This window comes from Pleurocapsa sp. PCC 7319 (genome assembly GCF_000332195.1).
Classification (GTDB): Bacteria; Cyanobacteriota; Cyanobacteriia; order Cyanobacteriales; family Xenococcaceae; genus Waterburya.
In genome coordinates this window covers 4,035,020-4,059,961 of the sequence record NZ_KB235922.1, presented here as the reverse complement: position 1 = coordinate 4,059,961, position 24,942 = coordinate 4,035,020, and the positions used below count along the sequence as shown (strand labels likewise).

Here is a 24,942-nt window from a genome sequence, read left to right as displayed (position 1 = left end):
TTAACTAACAAATATTATTCATAAAAGTAATCTTTTCGAGATTTTTGACCAAACACATGAGAACACTAAAACCATTGGCAATAGTAAGATTTGCCAAGGAAATAATTGCTAAATCTGCCGTTGTGGCGATCGCTACCGTTGCTATTTTCTTCGCTAGCGATCTTGTTATATCCCAATCTGCAGCAGCATATCCTTTCTGGGCGCAACAAACTGCTCCAGAAACTCCTAGAGAGGCTACAGGTAGAATTGTTTGTGCCAACTGTCATCTAGCATCAAAAGAAGCAGAAGTAGAAATTCCCCAAGCAGTATTGCCAGACTCTGTATTTGAAGCTGTAGTGAAAATACCCTACGATTTAGACAGTCAACAGGTATTAGCAGACGGCTCTAAAGGTGGCTTAAATGTTGGTGCGGTGTTGATGTTGCCTGAAGGATTCAAAATCGCTCCTGATGACCGTATTCCTGAAGAAATGAAGGAGAAAACTAGCGGTGTTTACTTCCAAGAATATAAAGAAGGTGATGATAACGTAGTTATCGTTGGTCCGTTACCTGGCGATCAACATCAAGAAATTACTTTTCCTGTGCTTTCTCCTAATCCTAAGACTGACAAAAATATCCGTTTTGGTAAGTATGCAGTTCACTTAGGTGCTAACCGCGGACGCGGACAGGTATATCCTACTGGTGAGCCTAGCAACAATAATCAAATCAAAGCTTCGGCAGCGGGAACAATTGCAGCTATCACTCCTCAAGATGGTGGTGGTTACGAAGTAACGATCAATACTGCAGATGGAACAGCAACCGATGCTATCCCAGCTGGACCTGAACCAATCGTTACCGAAGGACAAGAAATTGCTGCTGGTGAAGCTTTAACTAATAATCCTAACGTTGGTGGTTTCGGTCAAATGGATACTGAAGTTGTACTACAAAGTCCAGCTCGTATTGCTGGTTTGATGGCTTTTGCTGGCGGTATTATGATTTGCCAAATTTTACTTGTAGTTAAGAAGAAACAAGTAGAAACCGTTCAAGCAGCAGAAATGAATTTCTAATCAATTCTATTGATAAGAATTTCTCAATTTTCAGGCAGGTTTCACACCTGTCTTTTTTTTATTTTTTAGCTTAATTGGCATTCATCCCAGACTGATTGCTAGCGCAATACAGTGTGGGATGAATGCCAGTCCACGATAACATTTAACAACAAAATAATATGTGTTAAAATACAGTCATGAGAAACGTAGTGAAAGTCAGACTGTATCCAACCCTAGAGCAAAAACTCTCATTGGCAAAAGCTTTTGGAAGTTGTAGGTTTATTTGGAATTATTGTCTTGCTGAAAATAACCGTATCTATAAAGAAACGGGGAAAGGTATATCTGCTATTGCTATGAAAAAATGGATACCTCAACTGAAGAAAAAAGAGGATACGGAATGGTTAAAAGAAACCTATTCTCAATGTCTTCAGTCTTCAGTAATTAATCTTGGTATTGCTTTTAAAAATTTCTTTGAGAAACGAGGTGGTTATCCTCGTTTCAAAAGCAGGTATGGGAAGCAATCACTACAATATCCACAAAATGTCAAGGTAATAGATACTGGTCTTTATTTTCCTAAGATGGGAAAGGTTAAGGCTAATTTACATCGTTTGTTTGACGGTGAACTTAAGACAGTAACTATAAGCAAAACCAAGACTAATAAATACTATGCTTCTTTATTGTTTGACGATGGCTTGCCCGAAGTTAACCCAAGTAGTAATGGCAAAGTGCTAGGTATCGATCTTGGTATCTCTAGCTACTGTATTACTAGCGATGGAAGCAAATACGATAATCCACGACATTTCAAAAAGCACGAAGCTAACTTAAAACGAAAACAACGTAAGTTATCTCGCAAACAAAAAGGCTCAAATTCTAGAAATAAAGCTAGAAGACTAGTAGCCAGAGCGCACGAAAAGATAGGTAATGCGCGTCAAGATTTTTGGCACAAACTGTCTCGTAAATTGGTAGACAAAAGCCAAGTTATCGTTTGCGAAGACTTAAATATTAAAGGACTTGTCCGTAACCACAAACTAGCTAAAGCTATAAATGATTGTGGTTGGGGAATGTTCCTTAATTTTCTTGAATACAAGTGCCAGAAAGAGGGTAAAGTTTTTCTTCAAATAGATAGATTTTTTCCTAGCTCAAAAACTTGTAATCATTGCCTGAATGTAGTTGATAGTTTGCCTCTTGATATCCGTACTTGGGATTGCCCCAGTTGTCATGCCCAAGGCATAGATAGAGATGTTAATGCAGCTAGAAATTGCAGAGATGAAGGTATAAGAATATTGTCTTGTGGAACGCGAGACACTGCCAATGGAGGCAATGTAAGACAACGCAGAGGGCGTAAGTCAACTGTTCTTGATGCAGTAGCTCATGGGGCAAACCCCGCCGCGAGAGTGGAATAAGCTGGGGTTTCCCCAGCATTTCCCCTCGCAAAGACCGCTCTGCATCGCTTGTTGCTGTTGCCGATGAATTTGGAAGCCCACACCGTACCGCGTAGCGTGTCGGTGCTGGGTAGTTCACAGCGATTAGCTTTCAGCTTTTGATTATTAACTGCTTAAAGAAATTGTCACACCTGAAATGATATAAGACCCCAAAGTCTACTTTTGTTTACAATCTCGAATGGAGACGGCGGGGTAATCTGTGACCAGACCTAAAATAGTGCGATCGCGAAGCGTACCCTGCGGGTAATCGCCTCTGGCGGTGAGCTTCGCTCAATCGCAGTCTGCATACTAAAAATGAAATATATTCTGTTTTATAAACCCTATGGAGTCTTGTGTCAGTTTACTGATGGTGGTAGCGATATTAAACGTCCTACCCTAAAAGATTATATTTCTGTTCCGAGAGTATACCCCGTTGGCAGATTAGATTTAGACAGCGAGGGGCTATTACTATTAACTGATAATGGGCAATTGCAGCATCGATTAGCTAACCCTAAGTTTGCTCATCCCCGTACATATTTTGTTCAAGTAGAGCGTATCCCAGACGAAAAAGCATTAACCAAGCTACGAAACGGAATTACAATTAAAAACTACCGTACTCGAAAAGCAAAAGTATACCTCTTACCAGAGGAGCCTCAATTACCTCCCCGTATTCCCCCTATTCGCGATCGCCGAACTATTCCTACCTGCTGGTTAGCGATTACTCTTTACGAAGGACGCAACCGTCAAGTAAGACGAATGACTGCGGCAGTTGGCTTCCCTACTCTTAGGCTAGTAAGAGTTTCTCTAGGTTCTAATTCCCAACAAATAAATTTAACAGGTTTACAACCTGGTCAATGGCGTAAATTAACTGATCAAGAAATTAAAATGTTAATTAATTTCAGATAAATACATCATATTTTTGCAGTAATTAATATTGAGAAATAAAAGTTTTCAATGTAATTGAATACAACAAAATATTAAGTTTTTCTTAAAATAAAGATAGATAATTTTACTAAAAATTACGTCTCAACTAAAAGAGATGTAAATATACTTATGAAGAGAGACAAAAAATTGTCTCAATTTAATGCAAATACATTCAGCTATACATAATCTATGACAACAACTATCCGTACAGACGATAAATATAACTCCTGGGAGAAATTTTGTCGCTGGGTTACTAACACAAACAACCGTATTTATGTCGGTTGGTTTGGTGTTTTAATGATCCCTTGTCTCCTTTCAGCTACCATCTGTTTCATAATCGCGTTTATCGCGGCTCCTGCAGTTGATATTGACGGTATTCGTGAGCCTGTTGCTGGTTCACTGCTCTACGGAAATAATATTATTTCTGGTGCAGTTGTTCCTTCCAGTAATGCTATTGGTCTACATTTTTATCCAATTTGGGAAGCAGCTTCTTTAGATGAGTGGCTCTATAACGGTGGTCCTTATCAGCTAATCATATTCCACTTCCTCATCGGTATTTTTTGCTGGATGGGTCGTCAGTGGGAACTTAGCTTCCGTTTAGGGATGCGTCCCTGGATCTGTGTTGCATATAGTGCACCTGTATCCGCAGCCACAGCAGTATTCTTAATCTATCCTCTAGGACAAGGTTCCTTCTCTGATGGAATGCCTTTAGGAATCAGCGGAACATTCAACTTCATGTTGGTCTTCCAAGCAGAACACAACATCTTAATGCACCCCTTCCACATGTTAGGTGTAGCTGGTGTCTTCGGTGGTTCTCTGTTCTCCGCAATGCACGGTTCTTTGGTAACTTCTTCCTTAGTACGTGAAACTACTGAAGTAGAATCACAAAACTACGGTTACAAATTCGGTCAAGAAGAAGAGACTTACAACATCGTGGCAGCACACGGCTACTTCGGTCGTCTCATCTTCCAATATGCTTCTTTCAACAACTCTCGTTCCTTGCACTTCTTCTTAGGTGCATGGCCCGTAATCGGAATCTGGTTTACTGCAATGGGTATTAGCACCATGGCATTCAACCTCAACGGATTCAACTTCAACCAATCGATTATGGATTCTCAAGGACGTGTAGTTAACACTTGGGCTGATGTCCTCAACCGTGCTAACCTCGGTTTTGAAGTAATGCACGAACGTAACGCCCATAATTTCCCCTTAGATTTAGCTAGTGGCGAAGCTGCACCAGTAGCAATAAGCGCACCCGCTATCAACGGTTAATTATAATTTTGGCTAATTGGCTAATTACAGCAAAACGCTCTTCTAGTGAAGGGCGTTTTTTCTTGTTGATGAGCAATATTATGCTAAATGATGAGTAATGATTGCTCCAGTCTCCCAATCAGCCCGATACTGTTCGGAGAAGCATAATTTATGCTTCACTTGTTTCCCTTGCTCCCCTGCCTCCTTATCCGAAGGTGTACCACAAGGGCATTATATATCCTTTAGGGCTGCTACCCTGCTTTTCTTATACCAGTAACTTTTCTTAGCCGAACAGTATTGCTAATCAGCCTGCATAAATAACTTTTGTCAATCTGATTTAGTATCAGCAATTCTATTGCATTTCTTCATTAGTCAACATTTGAGCGATAGCTACCTGCTTCTGTTGAGCAATTACCGCTTGAGACTGAACAACCTCAGTATTAATTGCCACTGTCTTAACGTCATATATTTGAGTAGCAAGTTTAGGATAGATCCCGATACCTAAGATTAAAGTTAAGAAACAGGCGGCAATAAAAATTTCTCTGGGGTTCGCATCCTCAAAAGGAGCTTCACCAGGTAGAGCACAGTTATTACCAAAACAAACTGCGGCATCGTTAGTAGGTAGTTTCAATTTGGCTCGATCAATATCACAAGCTAATGCTTCGTTGGAACTGAAAAACACTAGTCTCAGCATAGACAGAAGGTAGATAGGAGTCATGATAATTCCTACTGCTGCGAGAAATATAAGTACCGTAGAGAAAGTAGGATTATAGACATCGTTAGTTGTTATTCCTACGAATACAGAAATTTCACTAGCAAAACCACTCATTCCTGGAAGAGCTAAGGAAGCCATTGCGCCTGCGGTGAAGAGAGCGAAAACTTTGGGCATCACTTGAGCAACACCATCCATTCTATCCATAAATAGGGTATGGGTGCGATCGTAAGTAACCCCGGTTAAGAAGAATAGTACTGAAGCAATCAAACCGTGAGATAGCATCTGAAGCATTGCGCCACTAGTACCAATATCTGTAAAGGAAGCAATCCCTAACAGAACGAAACCCATATGAGAAACGGAAGAATAAGCCAGACGGCGTTTCATATTGGTTTGACCGAAGGAGGTAAAGCCACCATAGATGATATTAATTACCCCTAAGGTTGCTAATAAAGGAGCAAAATAAATATGGGCATCGGTTAGTAGTTCCATATTGAAACGAATTAAACCATAACCACCCATTTTGAGGAGAACACCTGCCAAAATCATAGATACAGGAGCAGAGGCTTCTCCATGAGCATCGGGCAACCATGTATGTAAAGGAAAAATTGCCAGTTTAACACCAAAAGCAATTAATAGTCCTGCATACAGAGGAAGCTCTAGAGCCAGAGGAAAATCTTTTAATGCCAGCGCAGCAATATCAAAAGTATGATTGTCACCGTAGAAGACCATGCCCAATCCCGCTACCAGGATGAATACGGATGAAGCTGCCGTATAGAGTAAAAATTTGGTAGCTGCATAACGACGTTTTGAGCCACCCCAAATCGAAACTAGTAAGTAGACAGGAACTAGCTCTAGCTCCCACATGATGAAGAACAACAATACATCTTGAGCAACAAAAACCCCTATTTGGGCTGAATATAGCACCAACATCAAAAAGTAAAATAGACGGGGTTTTCTGTCTAATTGCCATGCGGAGAACATGGCTAGGGTGGTGACAAATCCTGCAAGCAAGACTAAAGGGGCAGATATGCCGTCTACCGAAATTGTCCAACCAATTCCTAATTGAGGAATCCAGGAATAATTTTCGGTTAACTGAAACTGAGCACTACTGGGATCGTAATGATTCCAAAACGCAAAACTGATTAAGATTAAATCTGCAATACCAACAATTAGGGCATACCAACGGACGGTCTTACCTTTTGTGTCGGGGATAAGAGGAATTGCTAACGCAGCTAGAAAAGGTAAGGAGATGATCGCGGTAAGCCAGGGAAATTGAGCTACCATAGTAAATTTTTGCCGTAAAACTTAGTACTTAGCAGAAGTATACTATATTAATATTTGTTAAGAAAGCCTTTAAATAAATTTAAAATTGAGAGAAAAAAGCCTAACTGAGTTCAAAGTACGTAGTGGTAGTATTTTGAGACAATTAAAGTCATAGAGCATAAGCCGGAAAAAATTATTTTTGACATAATCTTGACAAACAATTTTCAAAATAATTACTATAGTAATTTAGCTATAATTACTGCCTGCAGTTTGATATTGGGCTTCAATTTGAATTGGGAATGCTTTGATTCAAATTGATTCAAAAGTTGTTAAACCTGAGATAATAGTCAGCGATTAGAAAATAGACTAACTAGAGTTCAAACAAAATCTTGCCAACTAATTTAGACATGCTGCTTGCTTTTCAGTTTCAATCTCCTGGGCCAATTATTTTGGAAGTTGGTCCAATTGTGGTTCGTTGGTATGGTTTATTAATCGCCTCGGCAGTTCTAATTGGTGTAACTTTGTCTCAGTATTTAGCCAAGTTTCGAGATGTAAATCCGGATTTATTAGGTGATTTGGCTATTTGGTTAGTTGTTTCAGCAATTCCCTCTGCCAGACTCTACTATGTTTTGTTTGAATGGCAGGAATATTCTCAACGCCCTGGAGATATCATTGCGATTTGGAAAGGAGGAATTGCAATTCATGGAGCGATTATCGGTGGAACGATCGCCACAATTTTATTTGCCCGTTGGAAGCGTATTTCTTTCTGGCAGCTATTAGATTTAGTTGCTCCCTCTTTAATTTTGGGTCAGGCGATCGGGCGGTGGGGGAATTTTTTTAATTCAGAGGCTTTTGGTAAACCGACAGATTTACCCTGGAAACTCTATATTGCACCCAACTATCGCCCTTTAGAATTATTGAATTTTGATTATTTCCACCCTACTTTTCTATATGAATCTCTTTGGAATCTGGGAGTTTTTATTTTGCTCCTATCTTTGTTTTTTTGGGGTCTTCAACCATATAATCGCTTGAAAACGGGGACTCTTGCCGCCGTATATCTAATTGCCTACAGTTTAGGTCGAGTTTGGATTGAATGGTTGCGCACTGACAGTTTAATGCTTGGTCCTTTAAAAATTGCTCAGATCGTTAGTTTGAGTGCGATCGCCTTAGGCCTAGTAATTCTTGCATGGCTCTACTGGTATAAACGAACTCTACCTGATGTGGTATCTCCTCAAAAACAGCAGAGAACCATAAGCGATAAATCATAAGCGATAAATCATCACTTATTTAATCAATGAAATCAACCCAAACCTTTCTAAAGCCAGCAGTTTACATTATTGGAGCTGGACCTGGAGATCCAGAATTATTAACTCTTAAAGCTTATAAAATTCTCACCCAAGCAGATGTAATTCTCTATGCTGATTCCTTAGTTCCGAAGCAAATTTTAGAGGATGTTCGTACTGATGCGGAATTAATCCAAACTGGCAATAAAACCCTAGAGCAAATTATTCCTCTGACGATTGAACGAGTGAAGCAAAATAAATCAGTTGTACGTCTTCACTCGGGGGATCTTAGTTTATACAGTGCGATTAGCGAACAAATGCAAGCCCTTGAAAAAGCTAAGATTCCATTTGAATTAATTCCTGGAATCAGTGCTTTTCAGGCTGCTGCGGCGAAACTTAGTACTGAACTAACTGTTCCAGAACTAGTACAAACAATTATCTTAACGAGAATCAGTGGTAAAGCCTCTTCTGTACCTGAAACAGAAGAATTAGCTTCTCTAGCTACCCATAAAGCCAGTTTATGTCTCTATTTAGCTGCTCGTCATGTCGAAAAAGCTCAAGCCAAGCTATTAGAACATTACCCCAAAGATACCCCCGTGGCAGTGTGTTACCGTGTTGGTTGGCAAGATGAACAAATTTGGGTTGTACCCTTAGCGGAAATGGTTGCCGTGACTCAGAAGTACAATTTAATTAGAACCACATTGTATTTAATTAGCCCTGCCCTTCAAAAATCTCTAACTTCTCGTTCTCGCTTATATCATCCCGAACATTCCCATTTATTTCGTCCTGCCAATACTCAATACCAGGAGTTATAGAAGGCGAAAACCCACGCGCTTTAGCCGTGGGAGTGTCAACTCAAGCATCGGTTAAATATCTCACCTTAGTATTTTGTTGCACCAGTTAATATATATTGGTTGGTTAAGATTATCAAAAAACAACGCCATATTACTAGGAGATAGCTTTGGATAATAATCAAGCTGAAAAGTTAGCAGAAATTCTGAAAATTGCTCGTTCTGTAGCTTGGGGAGCTGCTGATATTCTCAGTTCTTTTTATCATCAGGATACTTCCGATTTAGATGTTAAAGATAAGAAGGATGGTCCAGTAACACAAGCTGATTTAGCAGCCAATAAATATATTCTCGAAAAGCTGCGAGGAGAACTAGGAACTGAAGACTTTGGTTATTTGTCTGAAGAAACTTTTGATGTTAAGAAGGCTGAACCTGTAGACCATGATTGGGTCTGGATTATCGATCCTCTTGATGGTACCAGAGATTTTATTGATAAAACTGGGGAGTATGGAATGCACATTGCCTTAGCTTATCAAGGTCGTCCTGTAATCGGTATCGTGGCTATCCCAGAAGCAGGAAAAGTTTATTTTGCTTCTCAAGGTAATGGTACCTATGTAGAAACGAAAGATGGAACCATTACCCCAATTAAAGTATCTGAGCGGAATAAAATTGAAGACTTATATTTAATTGTCAGTCGTTCCCACCGAGATGATCGCTTTCAGCAGTTGATCGATCGCTTACCCTTTGCGGGCAAAAAGTATATGGGAGGAGTTGGAGGCAAAATTTCTACCCTTTTAGAACAAGAATCTGATGTCTACATTTCTTTATCAGGTAAATCAGCAGCTAAAGATTGGGATTTTGCAGCACCAGAATTAATTCTCACTGAGGCTGGTGGTAAATTCACTTATGTTAATGGCGATCCCGTTCTTTATAATCAAGGAGATGTTAAACGATGGGGTTGTATTGTTGCTACCAATGGCAAGTGTCACGAGGCTCTGTGTACCAAAGCTGCAACTATTATCGACGAAATCGATAACGTGTAATATAGTTAGACGAGTCACAGATTACCCCGCCGTCCCCATTCGAGGATAAATAAGACGATGAGGACTTCTTACGAAGTTGCGTTGCTGTGACCATTGGTCAAATTTTGCTCAAGAGGATTATTGCTCGGCTGAATCAAGCTAATGCTTAATTCAGCTTTTACATAACATTTCTATGATGCCGGCAAATATATTAAGAAATATTGCGTACGCTAGCTACGACTAGATTATTGTAAGTCATGGCTAAAAGTATATGCTGTAATAACAATGCAAACTTGTGCTAGGAGTTTTCTGACTATTGTTTGCATTGACAATACATTGAATTACACTAAATTTTGGCTCATTAAGTAAAAAAACTGTTAAAATTATTTGTGTTCTCAATATAATTTCCCAAAGAAACGTACATCAGTTGGCTACTGATGCACGCGGGGAGATCTATTTTAATTTAACGTGACAGATTGCTCACGATTCTAAATTTACGATTATACGTCGCAATATTAAGGGGGTTATCTGGCTGGTAGCACCCTTTTCTATTAATTATACTGACTTGGCACAAATCTATCTGTCTTCCGTATAATTACTTAAAGTCATTTAAGCTCTTTTTGCGCACGCCTATATTTTCACGCAGGAATTCCGATCTTTATATAAAACTTGAATGAAGTTTATATGAAGATAGTATGAAGTTATCCGATCTGAGCTTTTGAGAACTAAAGTTTTACTGATACCTTCAATTTGGTAGTTAGTTTTCGAAACTAGAAGTGTCATGAAACCTCATGTCTCTAAGATATTTATCTATCCAATAAAATCTTTAGATCGAGTATCATGCGATCGCGTTACTATTTTGCAATCTGGAGCTTTACAGGGCGATCGCGCCTGGGCTATTTTTGATCGGGCTGGTAACTTTGTAAACGGTAAACGTAACCAGAAAATCCACGCCTTGCGTTCGGAATTCAATTTAGAAACTAATACTCTTTCCCTACGTGTACAGAATACCAATAGACCAGCGAAATTCAATCTAATTGAAGAACAAGAAAAAATTTGTAACTGGTTGGAGTCATACTTTGGCTTTCCGGTAGCGATCAAGCAAGATTTAAATATGGGCTTTCCTGATGATACAGTTGCTTCAGGAGCAACCATAGTTAGTACTGCCACACTAGAGGAGATCGCCTCCTGGTATCCTGAACTAGATACAGAAGATATTCGCCTCAGATTTCGTGCCAATATCGAAATTGCTGGTGTTCCTGCTTTCTGGGAAGATCAACTGTTTACCATTTCAGGACAGACGATTAAATTTAAACTCGGCAATGTAGAGTTCATGGGAGTCAATCCCTGTCAACGTTGCGTTGTTATTACCCGCGATCCGCGAACTGGAGAGACTTATCCCAAATTTCAAAAAACCTTTATCAATCAAAGAAAAGCAACTCTTCCGGAATGGGCAGAACGTTCACGCTTTGACCATTTTTTTCGACTAGCAGTTAACACCAAATTATCTCCCCCTGAAGCTGGCAAAATAATCAGGGTAGGAGATAAAGTTGTTTTGGCTACTGACTGAAATTAAGAATCGCATATCGTAAACTTTGAAATATAGGCAAGATAATTATTGTTTGTTTACAAAAATAGCGTATCTTCTGTTACAATTCTTAGTAAGTCAGAGATTAGTAGTTGCCTCGTTGGGGAACGCGCAACTAAAGATTTTTCCAGACTTAAACAACAACAATTTTATCTGCCCAGCGATCGCCTCGCTGGTATTTTTTTTGCGTAATAATTATTGAATATCCCTAAGCGAGTATCTTCTCATGAGTTACGAAAACCAAGTAAACCTAAATGTAAGACTATCGCAACCAGAAGAAGATTTATTTGATTATGCTTACGAGCAGCCAGGCAGTGCGCCAGGAACCCTGAACATCGAGATAGATGCAGAATTACCGGAAATCATATTAATTGACTACAATAGCGATCGCGCTAATCGGTTCGACAGTTTAACCCCTGAAGCCTGTGCCGAACATTTGGACACAGAATCCGTATCTTGGATCGATGTCAAAGGATTGGGTAGCGAAAATATTTTGCAACGACTTGGTAAAGTGTTTAATTTACATCCTTTAGTTTTAGAGGATGTGGTTAATGTTCCTCAAAGACCTAAAGTAGAAGACTATCCCCAACAGCTAGTAATCATAACCCAAATGGTTGTTCCTAAACCATCAAGGGAAGGTTTTTGTTTAGAACAAGTTAGTTTGATTGTGGGCAAAAATTATCTTTTAACCGTACAAGAAAAGCCCGATCAAGATTGTTTTCGACCTGTGCGACGACGAATCAAGTATCAAAAAGGTACAATCAGAACTATGGGAACTGATTTTTTAGCTTATGCTCTGTGGGATGCAATTATTGATGGTTTTTTTCCAGTTTTGGAAATCTACGGCGAAAAAATTGAAAATCTAGAAGACGAAGTGATTTTTAGTCCCAATAATCAAAGTTTAGCTAAGATCTACCAGATTAAGAGAGAATTACTGGCTCTACGGCGGGCAATTTGGCCACAAAGAAATGCTCTCAATACTTTGATTAGAGATGGTAGTAGTGTAATTAGTCCTGAAATTTTAATCTATTTGAGAGACTGTTATGACCACGCTGTACAAATTATTGATATTATCGAAACCTACCGTGAACTGGCTTCTGGTTTAACAGACATTTATCTTTCTGCTGTCAGTAATAAAATGAATGAAGTAATGAAATTACTGACGGTAGTTTCGAGTATTTTTATACCTCTGACCTTTATTGCCGGTATCTATGGCATGAACTTTGATACTTCAGTTTCTCCCTGGAATATGCCAGAATTAGACTGGTATTGGGGCTATCCTCTGTGTTGGACATTAATGATAACAACTGCTATTGGTCTAATTTATTTCTTTTGGCGACGGGGTTGGTTTAAAAGTTTTTCTAAAATACCGAAATAAGTAGGTGGGTGAAATTAAATATAAAACGGTTTTTGCCGGGGTTAGGGGTTAGGGGATGGATGATAGGGAAAAGATTAATTACCTGGGTTTTATAAATTATTATGCCTATCTACTTAACTGGTGGTGTAGTTCAGGCTTTGATTGGGAATACTAAAAATGTGATTATTTGCCAAACAGAGACATTAAGATAATCACAATTTTGTAAAAGCTAAAAATTGACGACTAATAACTAACTGAACTAATAAATATTAAATATTAAGTAGTTATTTTTATGACCTCTATTGGTTCTATTTTTTTTAAAACCAAACCTCAAGATCTAGAAAATCGAACTGTTGGGAGACAACTCCAGGCGGTTCCGATCGCCATGGTAATTAGTTTAATTTTCTTTGGTGGTATAGGGTGGGGTTTAGCCTATCTTCAATTACAACAGGGAGAAATTAATCAGCTAAAAGCTGAGAAAAATCGGACTCGCATTGTTCCCAAGCCCCCTATTAGGGGCATTATTCTTGACCGTAAAGGAAAAATTTTAGCCACAAATCGTCTATCTTATTCAGCTTACTTGTGGCCTAAGGCACAAAAACAAGAAAATTGGTCAACCAACCGCCATATCATTGCCCACATACTAGAAATAGACCCCGAAGATCTCCAGAAACGGGTAGAAGCAGCAGGGTACAATTATCCTAGTTTAATTCCCATTGCCCGTAATCTCACCCCTACTCAAATTACAGCTCTTGAAGAATATCATTCCCAATTAAAATGGGTAGAGATCGATGTTGGTAAAGTAAGGGAATATCCCCAAGGTAAACTGGCAGCACATATCATAGGCTACACAGGAGAACTTAACCAAACAGAACTAACGCAGAAAAAGTCTCAAGGTTATCGTTTGGGAGATGTCATGGGCAAGATGGGGGTTGAGTATGCCTATGAAAAAGAACTCCGAGGCGAATGGGGAGGATTAAAATTAGGAGTTGATGGTGCTGGACGTATTGTTAGTTTATTGGGAGAAAATCCCGCCCAAGTTGGCCAAGATATTACCTTAACTATAGATGCCAATGTTCAGCAAGCTGCGGAAAAAGCATTAGGTACAAGGAGAGGTGCAATTGTGGCTATGAACCCTAATAATGGGGCTGTGTTAGCTATGGCCAGTTATCCTAGCTTCGACCCCAATATTTTTTCTTCTCCCATTACCAATGAAATATGGCAGGAGTTCCAGTCCCAGGGAAATCCATTTTTAAATATGGCTTTGCGTGGTTTTCCTCCTGCTTCTACTTTTAAAATTGTCACTGTTGCCGCAGGCATGGAATCAGGTAAGTATCCTCCCAATACAATTTTAGGCACATATCCCTATTTAAATGTGGGTGGGACGAGGTTTGGTGAATGGAACAAAAGTGGTTTTGGACCGATGGGCTATGTATCCGCCTTAGCCTGGAGTAGTAATACTTTTCATGGTCAAATTGGTCGAGGTGTTGGGGGCAAAACTCTAATTAAATGGGCGCGTCTATTTGGTTTTGGCAGACCAACAGGCATCGAGCTAAAACAAGAATCTTCAGGATTAATTGCTGATGATGCTTGGAAGCGTCGCAATTTTAATAACTGGGGTTGGACTGTAGGAGATACAGTTAATATGTCTATTGGACAAGGATTTACTACGGCGACTCCTTTACAAGTAGCCGTGATGTTTAGTGCGATCGCCAATAATGGATATCGAGTTCATCCCCATTTGTCACAAGCAATCAGTCAGGAGAAACAAAACCAAAAAGTTAGTCTTAATCTCAAACCCACAACACTGACGACAATTAAACAGGGATTAAGAGCTGTAGTCAATGGTGGCACTGGGACCAAACTAAATTCACCTCATATACCCCCAGGAGCAGGAAAAAGTGGCACAGCAGAAGCCCCTCCAGGAAAGGCTCATGCTTGGTTTGGAGCTTATGCACCCTTCGATAAACCAGAGATTGTGGTGGTGGCATTTGCCGAGCATTCTGGAGGCGGTGGCGGATCGGTGGCGGCACCTTTAGCGAGGCAAGTTATGGAAGCATACTTTAAGAATAAATGAAGCTCATACAAAAAAGATATTTCTTTAGATACAAATACAGAATAAATATTTTATAGATATTAATTAAGCATATGTATGACAAAGTTTCCCTAATCCGTAAGTGGAGTTCTGGACTGCTAGCAATCTTAATGCTGATATCTTTAAGTGCCTGTGGAGGTCAACAATCCGAAACCACAGGTACCACAGGATCTACAGATACTACTACCAGCAAGAAGCAAACAAAAACTAGCCGATTGGATACGGTCAAAAAACGAGGAAAGCTAATCTGTGGTGTCAGCGGAAAATTACCAGGATTTAGTTTCGTTAATGAAAAAGGTGAATATTTAGGGCTGGACGTCGATCTTTGTCGTGCGGTTGCTGCCGCTTTATTTGACGACCCAAATCAGGTTGAATACCGTAATCTTGGTTCTGCACAGCGGTTTACTGCCGTACAAACAGGAGAAGTTGATTTACTCTCTCGTAACACTACTTGGACAATTAGCCGCGATACCTCAGTAGGGATGGAATTTGCACCTACTATTTTTTACGATGGTCAGGGCATGATGGTGCCATCAGATAGTGGAATTGAAGAATTAGAACAGCTTCAAGGTAAAACTATCTGTGTCAAGTCAGGAACCACCACAGAACAAAACTTGGCCGATCAGATGAGCAAGAGAAATATCAAATATAATCCTGTAGTCTTTGGCGACGAAGATACCCTCTACAATTCCTATGTACAAGGTCGTTGCGAAGCAATTACTGCCGATCGCACACAATTAGTTGGTCGTCGTGCTATTCTGCCAGATCCCGATCAACATTCCGTTTTAGAAGTAGTTATGTCCAAAGAACCATTAGGACCTTTAGTTGTCAATGGCGACTCTCAATGGTTTGATGCGGTTAAGTGGATTACCTATGCCTTAATTCAAGCTGAAGAATTCGGCATTGATTCTAAAAATATCGCAACTTTTATGAGTAGTTCCGACCCCAGCATCAAACGATTTTTGGGTGCAGAAGGAGATTTGGGAAAATCAATGGGACTGCCCAACGACTTTACTGCCAGAATAGTTAAGCATGTAGGTAATTACGGTGAAATTTACGAGCGTAATATTGGTGTGCCATTTGAGCTAGATCGAGGACCTAATCAACTATGGACTGAAGGAGGTCTACTATACTCGCCTCCATTTAGATGATCTTAATCTGTCAATTTTCTCTAGCTATCAAAAAGCTCTAAGCTATCAACCTTAAGCTATAAGCTCTCAAGTTTACTCATTAGTTGTCTAACAGCTTATAGTCTATAGCTGGAGAGAATCTCCTTATATTGACTACCCTTACCTTGATGTCTGAAGCAAAAATTCCCCTCTGGCGCAATCAGCGTGTATTACGCATTTGGCTCCAAATTATAGTAGTTTTACTTGTACTCGCTATTCTAATAGTGCTCGGGAATAACCTGGTCAATAATTTTCAGCAAAAGAATCTGAGCCTTGGGTTTGACTTCTTAAGCAGAAGAGCTTCTTTTGATATCGGCGATAAATTAATTGATTACCGTCGCACCGATCCTTATATCAAAGCAATTTTAGTTGGATTGTTAAACTCCCTGCGGGTGATGGTTGTGGGTATTGTGCTAGCAACTTTTCTCGGTATAGCTGTGGGAATAGGCAGATTATCTAATAATTGGCTGGTACGGCAGATAACTGCAGTTTACGTAGAAATTTTTCGGAATACTCCTCTGTTGCTGCAACTATTCTTCTGGTATTCGGTTGTCTTTCTCAACCTGCCTCGGATTGGCAATTCAGTGGTTTTGCCAGGGTCAATTTATTTGAGTAATAGAGGGATCAATATTCCTTGGCCTGGGGGAACAAGATCGACTTGGTTCGCTTTAGGTTTTTTATGTTTGAGCGTGATTATAGGTATTATTATCTGGCGTAAGCGCATTGAGGCAATTGAACAACAAGCTTCTTCAGCACGAATACTGCAAGTAGTATTACTCGGAATTGCGATCGCTGCTACTTGTGCTCTAGTCTGGGGATTGGATTGGAGACAGCCTCAATTAGATAGGGAGGCTAGTGTAATCTTAGGAGGAATAAGCTTTTCTCCAGAATTAGCCACCTTGCTACTTGGATTAACAGTCTATACTGCGGCTTATATTGCTGAAGTTGTTCGTGCAGGGATTCAGTCAGTCAGCCAAGGACAGTGGGAAGCAGCCAAAGCATTAGGACTCAAGTCTAGTTTAGTCATGCAGATGATTATCTTTCCTCAAGCATTGCGGGTGATGATTCCGCCTCTAACTAGCGAGTATCTTAACCTGGCCAAAAATTCTAGTTTAGCGATCGCGATCGGCTATAGTGATATTTACTCAATCGCCAATACCATTTTTAACAACACTGGTCGTTCTGTGGAAATGTTGTTAATTGTCATAGTTGTTTATTTAATTATTAATTTGATTATTTCTCTATTAATGAACTGGTTTAATGCCAGAGTTCAATTGCCAGAAAGATGACGACCACTAATTCTAAGTCACAAGAACCATCTCTTCCTCCAGCTAGTCAAGTTAGTCCTGGAACTTGGGTGAAAAAAAATTTATTTAGCACCTGGTATAACTCTATTCTGACTATTATTTGTCTATTATTTATTTACTGGGTTGCAACGTCATTGATTGGCTGGGCATTTAATCAGGCAAAATGGACAGTGCTGACGGCAAATCTACGGATCTTTTTAGTTGGTTACTATCCAGAGGCATTACTGTGGCGTCCTTGGACTGTACTAGGAATAATTGTTGGTTTAGCAGGTTTTTCTTGGGGTATCTTGTCTGAATCTTCGACTCTATTCAACCGAAGCAATTTAATTATTCTGACTATTTTGGCTACTATCTGCGTGGCGATCGCCCCATTGGTCGGAGGATATTCGAGTAGCTTACTCTTGGGAATGCTGGTGCTTTTGATTCTAACTGCCTCTCTGGTCAAGAAATTGGCAAAAAGCCTGCCTTTTTTGAAGACTTGGTTAGTATCGATGTGGGTACTGAGTTTTTTTGTAGTTCTATGGCTTCTAATAGGAGGTTGGTTTCTCGAACCAGTCAGGCTAGCTAATCTTAGTGGTTTAATTCTCACTCTTCTGGTGGCAGTAGTTAGCATTTTCCTCTCTTTTCCCTTTGGCGTTCTGTTAGCATTAGGGCGACAAAGCGAATTACCAGCAATCCATTGGCTGGCAACTGCCTATATTGAACTGATCCGTGGTGTGCCTCTGATTGGAATTCTGTTTATGGCTCAGATAATGCTACCTTTAGTGCTGCCAAGCGATGTCTTATTGGATCAAGTTATCCGAGCTATTGCTGGGTATACCATATTTACTGCTGCTTACGTAGCAGAAAACGTACGGGGTGGTTTACAGTCAGTACCTAGTGGTCAGACTGAAGCAGCTCAAGCCTTGGGATTAAGTTCCCCTTTAGTAGTTACCTTAATTGTTCTTCCTCAAGCTATCAGAGCAGTAATTCCTACCATTGTTGGTCAGTTTATTAGTTTGTTCAAAGATACATCTTTGCTGGCAATTGTAAGTTTGGTAGATTTGTTGGGAATATCGCAATCAATTTTAGCTAACCCTAAATATACAGGTCGTTCAGCCGAAACATATTTATTTATTGGCTTAATTTACTGGATTTGTTGTTATTCTATGTCTCTAGCAAGTAGAAAGTTGGAAAGCGAGCAACTAAAAATATGATTAACTCAGAATCATCTGAAGCAATTATTATTGCTCAGGACGTACACAAGTGGTACGACAATAACTTTCATGTTCTGCAAGGAGTTAGTCTGACAGTTAACAAACAGGAAGTAGTTGTAATTATGGGACCTTCTGGGTCAGGGAAATCTACCTTTATTCGTACTTTTAATGCCCTAGAACCTTATCAAAAAGGAAGTATCGAAATTGATGGCATCAAACTTTCTGATGATCTCAAAAATATAGAAGCTATACGCCGGGAAGTAGGAATGGTTTTTCAGCAGTTTAATCTCTTTCCTCACTTAAGAGTGATTGAAAATGTTACTTTAGCTCCTATTTGGGTGAGACGCTGGACGAAAAAACACGCCCAAAAAGTAGCCATGGAACTATTAGAAAAGATCGGAATTGCGGAACAGGCTTACAAGTATCCTGGTCAACTCTCAGGTGGTCAGCAACAAAGAGTGGCGATCGCCCGTGCTTTAGCAATGCAACCAAAAATTATGCTCTTCGACGAACCCACCTCCGCTCTCGATCCAGAGATGGTAAGAGAAGTATTGGAAACGATGCAAACCCTAGCTGATTCTGGGATGACAATGGTTTGTGTATCTCATGAAGTTGGTTTTGCCCGGGAGGTAGCAGATCGGATGGTATTCATGGATAACGGGACAATCGTAGAAACAGCTCCGCCAGAAGAATTTTTCAATAATCCCAAACAAGAGCGAACTCGCCAATTTCTCTCGCAAATTATTTGATATTAAAAACAAGGCGACACCCAGATTCGAACTGGGGGATAATGGATTTGCAATCCACGGCCTTACCACTTGGCTATGTCGCCACACGTTACCCGTGTAATGTCATAACAGTATATCAAATTCTGCTCACGAATGATCCGAAGTATCTGAGACTAAATCAGATTAGCAGATAGAAGGCTGTTTTTCCTTTTTAGAAACGATTGCTTTAGATAAGGTTAATTGTGTTCCTTCTCGATTCCAATGCACATAATCAAAAACCTCATGCAAGATCGAAAAACCTCTGCCATTTTCGGCTTCATCTTTAGGTAATTGTTTAACTAAATGCTGTTTAACTAAATGCTGGTGACTAGGAATATAACAATGCTCTGCTCCAAAGCCCTTACCTTGATCCACGATTACCCAACAATATTCTTTGGTCGTGACTGTAAATCGGACAACAATGGTTTTAGTAGGGTCAAGCTTGTTACCATGTTTAGCAGCATTGACTAAAGCTTCTTGTAAGCCTAATCTTATTTCCGGTCGCCATTCTGGAGATACATTTACTAGCAGCAAATCAAGAACAGGGCAGAGATAAAGTGTTGAAGTAAAGCTCATAGTACTCCAGTTACTTCTACTCCAAGGAATAGGGATGGCAATCACTAATTTATACCTCTAGGTTAAATTCCAAGACTTATGGGGTTTAGACTTTGAAACTCGATCAGCTTCAGAATTAATGTTAACTGCTTGTTAGACATTAAAGCTAATTTAAGCTAAAGTTATAGCCCAAACAAAGCTTTAAAATCTGATAGATTTACGTGTTTTTAAGTAGCTAAAATGCTTTATTTCAACAATCTCATTCTTGAAATAACTCTGTTGGTTGATTAGGCAATTCAACAGTCAAAACCATAGTGTTCCCCTTCAAGGCTGCAGTAAAATTGTACATGTCGTATGTATATTAATAATTATACTAAATTTTATAAATTAAACAGAGAAACTATGGTTATTTATTGCTTTTTTAAAATGACAAAACATTCAACATGAGTAGTTTGTGGAAAAAAGTCAACAGGTTGAATATAGATAGGTTGATAAATATCTGATTTACATAAAAGTTGGATATCTCTAGCAAGAGTCGCAGGTTTACAACTTACGTAGACAATATATGGTGATTGAAACTTTAATAAAGTGTCAATTACTTGAGGATCGCAGCCTTTTCGGGGGGGATCGAGTAGGAATATATCTGGTTTAACCTTGATTTGAGCTAGACAATTTTTGACTTTCCCAGTATGAAAGGTAATATTTTTGATTTGATTTAAGACTGCATTTTTTTCGGCTTGTTGGATTGCACCATAGTTAATTTCAATTCCCACCACCCGACGTACTTTTTTGGCTAAAGGCAAACTAAAAGTACCGATACCACAATAAGCATCAATTATTGTTTCGTTTCCCGTCAAATTCAATTGGTCAACGATCGTCTGATAGAGTAGTTCTGCGGCACTAGTATTAATTTGAAAAAAAGTATCCGCCGCAATATGCAACTCTACACCAGCAAATATTTCTCGTAAGTAAGATCTACCGGCAATAGTATGGGTGATTTTGCCTAAAATAGCGTTAGTGCGATCGCTGTTAATATTTAAGCAGACTCCTACTAGTCCAGGATATTTATCTAACCAAAGTTTGGCTTGTGCTTCGATACTGGTTAACTTGGGACTAGTTGTCACCAAAGTCAGTAACATTTCTCCTGTATTAACACCAATTCGGAGAGCAAGATGACGTAATTTGCCCTGGTGAATGCTTTCATTGTAGATTGACCATCCTCGCTCTTGAATATCTTGTTTAACTTCTTTTAGTAGAGGATGTAGACGCTCATCTTGCACGGGACATTGATTGAGATTAATTAGTTTGTGACTACCCTGGCGATAATAGCCAGCTTGAACTTGTCCCGAAATAGATCTGGCTAAAGGATAAGTTGACTTATTACGATAATTAAGGACATCTGAAGTATGTAAAATTGGTTGTACTTGGATGTCTGCAAATCCACCGATCCGTTGCAAAGCTTGAATTACCTGCTGACGTTTTGCTTCCCTTTGGTAGGCAGATTCAATATGCTGCCACTGACAACCACCACATTTATCAGCCACCATACATTGAGGGCGAATTCTGTGTGGCGATGGTGCAGTTAATTGCTCAACTATGCCGCGAGCAAATTTAGCCTTAGAATGCACGATCTTAGTAGTTAGGCGATCGCCCGTTACAGTATTGGGGACAAAGACAACTTGACCTTCATATCTTCCTACTCCTTCCCCACTGGTATTGAGGTCAGTTATCTCTAGTTCGATTATTTGACCTTGCTGCAATTTGTAATTCATTAATGAGGACAAAGTATCTAAATTTAGGTGTGGATCGGAGTGAGATCATGCTTTATATGATATGTCTTTAATCTTAGCTGTGAATTGTCGCCAATTACCGCTGAATGAAAGCTAGATTAATCAGTGACTGCTGAAAAATTTAGATACGGGATCGCCTACTTGACTATCTTCTGGGATATTAACTATCTTCTGAGATATTGGTAGTTGCTGATGAATTATGAAAATTAGGAAATGAATTATAAATCTTGGGGAATTTGGTTATTCACTTCTATGTTGTTTGCGAGTATCGTAACTCATACAAGTAAAGTGTGGGCCCAAGAAATTGAACCTTATATCGGAGAATTAGAACAAGTTACTAATGTTAATCAATTAAAAGATGTTGCTCCTACAGACTGGGCCTACGAAGCATTAAGAAGCTTAGTCGATCGCTACGGTTGCATTGCTGGTTTTCCGAATCAAACTTATCGTGGTAGTCAGGCTTTGACTCGTTATGAATTTGCTGCGGGTTTAAACTCTTGCCTCAATCAAATTGAACGATTGATTACATCTTCTGAAACAGTTAGTCAAGAAGATTTAGATAAAATTAATCGGTTAACACAAGAATTTGAAGCGGAACTAGCGACTATTGGCGGTAGAGTCGATAACTTGGAAAGTCGTACCGCTTTTTTAGAAGATCATCAATTTTCTACAACAACTAAGCTAGCAGGAGAAGTAAGTTTTGCTCTCAGCAGCGTTTTTGGTGATGAAAGAGCTGATGGTAGTGGTGAGATAGATAATGTACCCGTCTTTGACTATCGCGCGCTCTTAAATTTCAATACTAGTTTTACTGGCTCTGACTTGTTACAAGTCAGTTTAAGCGCACTTAATACTACTCCCTTTGGTTCGGGAGAGGAAGAGGATGATCCTAATGTTACTGGAACCAACATGACTCGTCTAGCCTTTGATGAAGGTACCGATGGTTCAGTGGAGATCGACAAAGCGTATTATACTTTTGCCTTAGGAGCACAAGGAGGTTCGGAAGACGAAGCAGAAGAGTTTGAAGGCTTAGACGGAGAAGAAGAATTAGAAGAGGAAGAAGAAGAGTTTGAAGGTGCAGCAGAGGGCAAATTATCTTTTGTCATTGATGCCGTTGGAGGAGAGTTCAGCGAAAACTTTACTAATTACAATGAATATTTTTCCGAAGAAATATCTGGGGCAGTTTCTTTCTTCGGACGCTTTAACCCAATTTACTATCAAGGTTCTGAAGGTACAGGGGCAACAGTTAACTACGATTTGAACGATGCGATTGCTTTATCTGTAGGTTATCTCGCCCCTCGTGGCAATGAACCCTTTGAAGGAGCTGGTTTATTTAATGGTACTTATTCAGCGATCGCCCAAATAGGAATAGAACCTACAGAAAATTTGGGGTTAGGTTTGACTTATTCACGGGCGTATTATGCACCAGATGAACAGGCAGTATCTGGGGAAGCAGGAAGTGAAAATGCTAATGCCCCCTTTGGAGAAGAAATTCCCACTTCTGCCGATCATTTTGGTTTACAAGGTAGTTATCAATTGAGTGACCGGATTAATATCTCAGCTTGGGGCGGTTTTAGCTTGGCTTATGCCGAGACAGATGGAGAAAATGAAGAGATTGAGGTAAATAGTGGCGATAATGCCAATATATTTAACTGGGCGGTTACTTTAGCTTTTCCCGACTTGCTTGCCGAAGGTAACTTGGGTGGTATTATCTTCGGACAACCACCAAAAGTAACTAGTAACGATGGTGGTGAAGAAGATGAAGATAGTGCATGGCACATCGAAGCCCTGTATCGCTATCAAGTCAACGATAATATCTCGGTCGATCCTGGCTTTTTCGTAGTTCTTAATCCTGAAAATGATAGTGACAATGATACTATTTGGGTTGCCTCAGTTCGGACAGTTTTTGAATTTTAATCTATTTAGATAGTTTTCGTAAGGGCGAATCGCCCTTACAGAGCTTATCTATCTCAACATTTGCTTTTTCTGTTCCCTCTGCTCATCTCAACCCATTAATTTTAAATTGACATACCACTAGTCTCAATCTACAAAACCCCGTGCCTGAAGAATTTGCTCAATTTTGGCTTGGTGTTGTGTTTGCCATTGGTCAAGAGTTTGTTCTGAATCTTTGATCGCTCTTGCTTGGGCAATCTCATATACCCGATCTTGTTCGGCAGCGGGAATAACGGCAATTCCTTCTTCATCTGCCACGATTATATCTTTGGGTTTTACGGCTACTCCACCACAGTTTATTGTTTCATTTAGTGAACCCAAAGTTTTTTTGACCCCAGGTTTAGGCATTACTCCTCTGGCAAAGACGGGAAACTTAGCCTCTCGCACTTCAGCCAGATCGCGAATTACCCCATCAACAATGAAACCGGTAATTCCCTGTTTTTGAGCGATCGCACATACGTTACCTCCTGAGACTGCATAGTCAATCGAGCCGGCTTCAACCACGATAATAGAACCTGGTTCAGCTCGATAAATGGCGGCATGAAGCATTAAGTTGTCTCCGGGGTGACACTTAACTGTATAGGCTTTTCCGGCAATCCTTGGTATTGGAGCCCATAAAGCCTTAATGCCAATATCCATAAACTGTTGACGATCTAAAGCATCAGCATAAGTAGTAGGTGATAAATCTTGGAACTTTAAACAATCTTTCATAAATTTGCTATGGTTAGTTAAATTACAAGTAAAATAATTTCTGAATTCTTACTTAAAAATGTTTACTCAGCTTATTTTTTAATTGTTAAACTTTAGTATTCCATTGGTTCAAAGCCTAAGGGATACCTAATGAAATCTTTAATTAACGATAAAATAAAATAAGGAAAAACTTTGAGATAGTGCTATCAGATATATGACCACTGTTGTTGCAGTAGAGAAAAAAAAGTTAGAACAACCACCTTTAGATATACATTATTTAGGCGATCGCGTACTACGCCAACCAGCTAAACGCGTTGCCAAAGTGGATGATAACATTCGCAAAATTGTCAGGGAAATGTTGCAAACGATGTACAGTGCTGATGGCATTGGTTTGGCAGCTCCCCAAGTAGGAATTAATAAGCAATTGATTGTGATTGATATTGCTTTGGATCAACCAGATCAGCCTCCTCTTGTGTTAATAAATCCCAAAATCGTTAAGTCTAGTAGTACATTCTGTAAAGGGGAAGAAGGATGCTTAAGCATCCCAGGAGTTTATTTAGATGTAACTCGTCCTGAAGAAATTGAAGTCTCCTATAGAAATGAGCAGGGCAAACCTAGTAAACTAAAAGCTACTGGTTTATTATCCCGTGCTATTCAACATGAAATGGATCACCTAAATGGTGTCATGTTTGTAGATCGAGTTGATAATAATATCGCTCTTAATGAAGAGTTAAAAAAGAGAGGTTTTGCTGTTAGTGCAGTTAAACCAATTAACAAGTAAATTTAAGA

Annotated in this window: 20 protein-coding genes and 1 tRNA gene; 16 read left to right on the top strand and 5 right to left on the bottom strand. The window is 39.6% G+C overall.

Annotation, left to right across the window (positions count from 1 at the left end):
• The first annotated feature begins 56 nt into the window (after nucleotides 1-56).
• The 4 genes from petA to psbA all read left to right on the top strand — a co-directional run bounded on the left by petA (nucleotide 57) and on the right by psbA (nucleotide 4,639).
• On the top strand, nucleotides 57-1,043 hold the full coding sequence (gene petA, locus PLEUR7319_RS0122455; protein WP_019507486.1) for a cytochrome f: 987 nt from the start codon (nucleotides 57-59) through the stop codon (nucleotides 1,041-1,043).
• Nucleotides 1,044-1,219: 176 nt separating this feature from the next.
• Nucleotides 1,220-2,425 carry an RNA-guided endonuclease TnpB family protein gene (locus tag PLEUR7319_RS0122450; protein WP_019507485.1) on the top strand — a complete coding sequence of 402 codons (1,206 nt, stop codon included), beginning with the start codon at nucleotides 1,220-1,222 and terminating at the stop codon, nucleotides 2,423-2,425.
• Nucleotides 2,426-2,758: 333 nt separating this feature from the next.
• On the top strand, nucleotides 2,759-3,349 hold the full coding sequence (locus PLEUR7319_RS0122445; protein WP_019507484.1) for a pseudouridine synthase: 591 nt from the start codon (nucleotides 2,759-2,761) through the stop codon (nucleotides 3,347-3,349).
• 207 nt (nucleotides 3,350-3,556) lie between these two features.
• Nucleotides 3,557-4,639, top strand: coding sequence for a photosystem II q(b) protein (gene psbA, locus PLEUR7319_RS0122440; protein WP_019507483.1), 1,083 nt, complete (start codon nucleotides 3,557-3,559; stop codon nucleotides 4,637-4,639).
• 331 nt (nucleotides 4,640-4,970) lie between these two features.
• Here the strand turns inward: psbA and PLEUR7319_RS0122435 are convergent, their stop codons facing one another.
• Nucleotides 4,971-6,617, bottom strand: coding sequence for an NAD(P)H-quinone oxidoreductase subunit 4 (locus PLEUR7319_RS0122435; RefSeq protein ID WP_019507482.1), 1,647 nt, complete (start codon nucleotides 6,615-6,617; stop codon nucleotides 4,971-4,973).
• Nucleotides 6,618-7,003: 386 nt separating this feature from the next.
• Between PLEUR7319_RS0122435 and lgt the strand changes: the two genes are divergently transcribed.
• From lgt to PLEUR7319_RS0122385, 10 genes are all read left to right on the top strand, one after another.
• On the top strand, nucleotides 7,004-7,864 hold the full coding sequence (gene lgt / locus PLEUR7319_RS0122430; protein ID WP_019507481.1) for a prolipoprotein diacylglyceryl transferase: 861 nt from the start codon (nucleotides 7,004-7,006) through the stop codon (nucleotides 7,862-7,864).
• A gap of 26 nt (nucleotides 7,865-7,890) precedes the next feature.
• A complete protein-coding gene (gene cobM, locus PLEUR7319_RS0122425) occupies nucleotides 7,891-8,694 on the top strand; it encodes a precorrin-4 C(11)-methyltransferase (RefSeq protein WP_019507480.1) in 804 nt (267 codons plus the stop codon).
• A gap of 146 nt (nucleotides 8,695-8,840) precedes the next feature.
• The gene (locus PLEUR7319_RS0122420) at nucleotides 8,841-9,710 is read left to right on the top strand and encodes a 3'(2'),5'-bisphosphate nucleotidase CysQ (RefSeq protein WP_019507479.1); all 870 of its coding nucleotides are present in this window, start codon (nucleotides 8,841-8,843) and stop codon (nucleotides 9,708-9,710) included.
• A gap of 760 nt (nucleotides 9,711-10,470) precedes the next feature.
• On the top strand, nucleotides 10,471-11,259 hold the full coding sequence (locus tag PLEUR7319_RS0122415) for an MOSC domain-containing protein (RefSeq protein WP_019507478.1): 789 nt from the start codon (nucleotides 10,471-10,473) through the stop codon (nucleotides 11,257-11,259).
• A gap of 244 nt (nucleotides 11,260-11,503) precedes the next feature.
• On the top strand, nucleotides 11,504-12,655 hold the full coding sequence (gene corA / locus PLEUR7319_RS0122410) for a magnesium/cobalt transporter CorA (protein WP_019507477.1): 1,152 nt from the start codon (nucleotides 11,504-11,506) through the stop codon (nucleotides 12,653-12,655).
• Between the two features lie 271 nt (nucleotides 12,656-12,926).
• Nucleotides 12,927-14,711, top strand: coding sequence for a penicillin-binding protein 2 (gene mrdA / locus PLEUR7319_RS0122405; protein ID WP_019507476.1), 1,785 nt, complete (start codon nucleotides 12,927-12,929; stop codon nucleotides 14,709-14,711).
• Nucleotides 14,712-14,782: 71 nt separating this feature from the next.
• Nucleotides 14,783-15,880, top strand: coding sequence for an amino acid ABC transporter substrate-binding protein (locus PLEUR7319_RS0122400; protein WP_019507475.1), 1,098 nt, complete (start codon nucleotides 14,783-14,785; stop codon nucleotides 15,878-15,880).
• A gap of 146 nt (nucleotides 15,881-16,026) precedes the next feature.
• Nucleotides 16,027-17,187 carry an amino acid ABC transporter permease gene (locus tag PLEUR7319_RS0122395; protein ID WP_019507474.1) on the top strand — a complete coding sequence of 387 codons (1,161 nt, stop codon included), beginning with the start codon at nucleotides 16,027-16,029 and terminating at the stop codon, nucleotides 17,185-17,187.
• Nucleotides 17,184-18,401, top strand: coding sequence for an amino acid ABC transporter permease (locus PLEUR7319_RS0122390; RefSeq protein WP_019507473.1), 1,218 nt, complete (start codon nucleotides 17,184-17,186; stop codon nucleotides 18,399-18,401). The genes PLEUR7319_RS0122395 and PLEUR7319_RS0122390 overlap by 4 nt, the downstream gene beginning before the upstream one ends.
• Entirely contained in the window at nucleotides 18,398-19,150 is a 753-nt protein-coding gene (locus tag PLEUR7319_RS0122385; RefSeq protein ID WP_019507472.1) for an amino acid ABC transporter ATP-binding protein, read from the top strand. The genes PLEUR7319_RS0122390 and PLEUR7319_RS0122385 overlap by 4 nt, the downstream gene beginning before the upstream one ends.
• Before the next feature lie 11 nt (nucleotides 19,151-19,161).
• Here the strand turns inward: PLEUR7319_RS0122385 and PLEUR7319_RS0122380 are convergent.
• The 3 genes from PLEUR7319_RS0122380 to rlmD form a co-directional block, all read right to left on the bottom strand.
• Nucleotides 19,162-19,233: transfer RNA gene (locus PLEUR7319_RS0122380), tRNA-Cys, on the bottom strand.
• 79 nt (nucleotides 19,234-19,312) lie between these two features.
• On the bottom strand, nucleotides 19,313-19,789 hold the full coding sequence (locus tag PLEUR7319_RS0122375; protein ID WP_026102706.1) for an ATP-binding protein: 477 nt from the start codon (nucleotides 19,787-19,789) through the stop codon (nucleotides 19,313-19,315).
• 344 nt (nucleotides 19,790-20,133) lie between these two features.
• A complete protein-coding gene (gene rlmD, locus PLEUR7319_RS0122370; protein WP_019507470.1) occupies nucleotides 20,134-21,495 on the bottom strand; it encodes a 23S rRNA (uracil(1939)-C(5))-methyltransferase RlmD in 1,362 nt (453 codons plus the stop codon).
• Between the two features lie 231 nt (nucleotides 21,496-21,726).
• On the opposite strand from rlmD, the gene PLEUR7319_RS0122365 reads away from it, so the two are divergent.
• Nucleotides 21,727-23,427: an iron uptake porin gene (locus PLEUR7319_RS0122365; protein WP_019507469.1), complete on the top strand. Its 1,701-nt coding sequence runs from the start codon at nucleotides 21,727-21,729 to the stop codon at nucleotides 23,425-23,427.
• Nucleotides 23,428-23,550: 123 nt separating this feature from the next.
• On the opposite strand, the gene PLEUR7319_RS0122360 is transcribed toward PLEUR7319_RS0122365, so the two are convergent.
• Nucleotides 23,551-24,174 carry an RraA family protein gene (locus PLEUR7319_RS0122360; RefSeq protein WP_019507468.1) on the bottom strand — a complete coding sequence of 208 codons (624 nt, stop codon included), beginning with the start codon at nucleotides 24,172-24,174 and terminating at the stop codon, nucleotides 23,551-23,553.
• A gap of 193 nt (nucleotides 24,175-24,367) precedes the next feature.
• On the opposite strand from PLEUR7319_RS0122360, the gene def reads away from it, so the two are divergent.
• The gene (gene def, locus PLEUR7319_RS0122355; protein WP_019507467.1) at nucleotides 24,368-24,934 is read left to right on the top strand and encodes a peptide deformylase; all 567 of its coding nucleotides are present in this window, start codon (nucleotides 24,368-24,370) and stop codon (nucleotides 24,932-24,934) included.
• Nucleotides 24,935-24,942: the final 8 nt, after the last annotated feature.

What these genes read in the sequence shown, in the direction of transcription:
- petA (WP_019507486.1), top strand. Translation starts at nt 57, where the DNA reads ATGAGAACACTAAAACCATTGGCAATAGTAAGATTTGCCAAGGAAATA.
- PLEUR7319_RS0122450 (WP_019507485.1), top strand. Translation starts at nt 1,220, where the DNA reads ATGAGAAACGTAGTGAAAGTCAGACTGTATCCAACCCTAGAGCAAAAA.
- PLEUR7319_RS0122445 (WP_019507484.1), top strand. Translation starts at nt 2,759, where the DNA reads ATGAAATATATTCTGTTTTATAAACCCTATGGAGTCTTGTGTCAGTTT.
- psbA (WP_019507483.1), top strand. Translation starts at nt 3,557, where the DNA reads ATGACAACAACTATCCGTACAGACGATAAATATAACTCCTGGGAGAAA.
- PLEUR7319_RS0122435 (WP_019507482.1), bottom strand. Translation starts at nt 6,617, where the DNA reads ATGGTAGCTCAATTTCCCTGGCTTACCGCGATCATCTCCTTACCTTTT.
- lgt (WP_019507481.1), top strand. Translation starts at nt 7,004, where the DNA reads ATGCTGCTTGCTTTTCAGTTTCAATCTCCTGGGCCAATTATTTTGGAA.
- cobM (WP_019507480.1), top strand. Translation starts at nt 7,891, where the DNA reads ATGAAATCAACCCAAACCTTTCTAAAGCCAGCAGTTTACATTATTGGA.
- PLEUR7319_RS0122415 (WP_019507478.1), top strand. Translation starts at nt 10,471, where the DNA reads ATGAAACCTCATGTCTCTAAGATATTTATCTATCCAATAAAATCTTTA.
- corA (WP_019507477.1), top strand. Translation starts at nt 11,504, where the DNA reads ATGAGTTACGAAAACCAAGTAAACCTAAATGTAAGACTATCGCAACCA.
- mrdA (WP_019507476.1), top strand. Translation starts at nt 12,927, where the DNA reads ATGACCTCTATTGGTTCTATTTTTTTTAAAACCAAACCTCAAGATCTA.
- PLEUR7319_RS0122400 (WP_019507475.1), top strand. Translation starts at nt 14,783, where the DNA reads ATGTATGACAAAGTTTCCCTAATCCGTAAGTGGAGTTCTGGACTGCTA.
- PLEUR7319_RS0122395 (WP_019507474.1), top strand. Translation starts at nt 16,027, where the DNA reads ATGTCTGAAGCAAAAATTCCCCTCTGGCGCAATCAGCGTGTATTACGC.
- PLEUR7319_RS0122390 (WP_019507473.1), top strand. Translation starts at nt 17,184, where the DNA reads ATGACGACCACTAATTCTAAGTCACAAGAACCATCTCTTCCTCCAGCT.
- PLEUR7319_RS0122385 (WP_019507472.1), top strand. Translation starts at nt 18,398, where the DNA reads ATGATTAACTCAGAATCATCTGAAGCAATTATTATTGCTCAGGACGTA.
- rlmD (WP_019507470.1), bottom strand. Translation starts at nt 21,495, where the DNA reads ATGAATTACAAATTGCAGCAAGGTCAAATAATCGAACTAGAGATAACT.
- PLEUR7319_RS0122365 (WP_019507469.1), top strand. Translation starts at nt 21,727, where the DNA reads ATGAATTATAAATCTTGGGGAATTTGGTTATTCACTTCTATGTTGTTT.
- PLEUR7319_RS0122360 (WP_019507468.1), bottom strand. Translation starts at nt 24,174, where the DNA reads ATGAAAGATTGTTTAAAGTTCCAAGATTTATCACCTACTACTTATGCT.
- def (WP_019507467.1), top strand. Translation starts at nt 24,368, where the DNA reads ATGACCACTGTTGTTGCAGTAGAGAAAAAAAAGTTAGAACAACCACCT.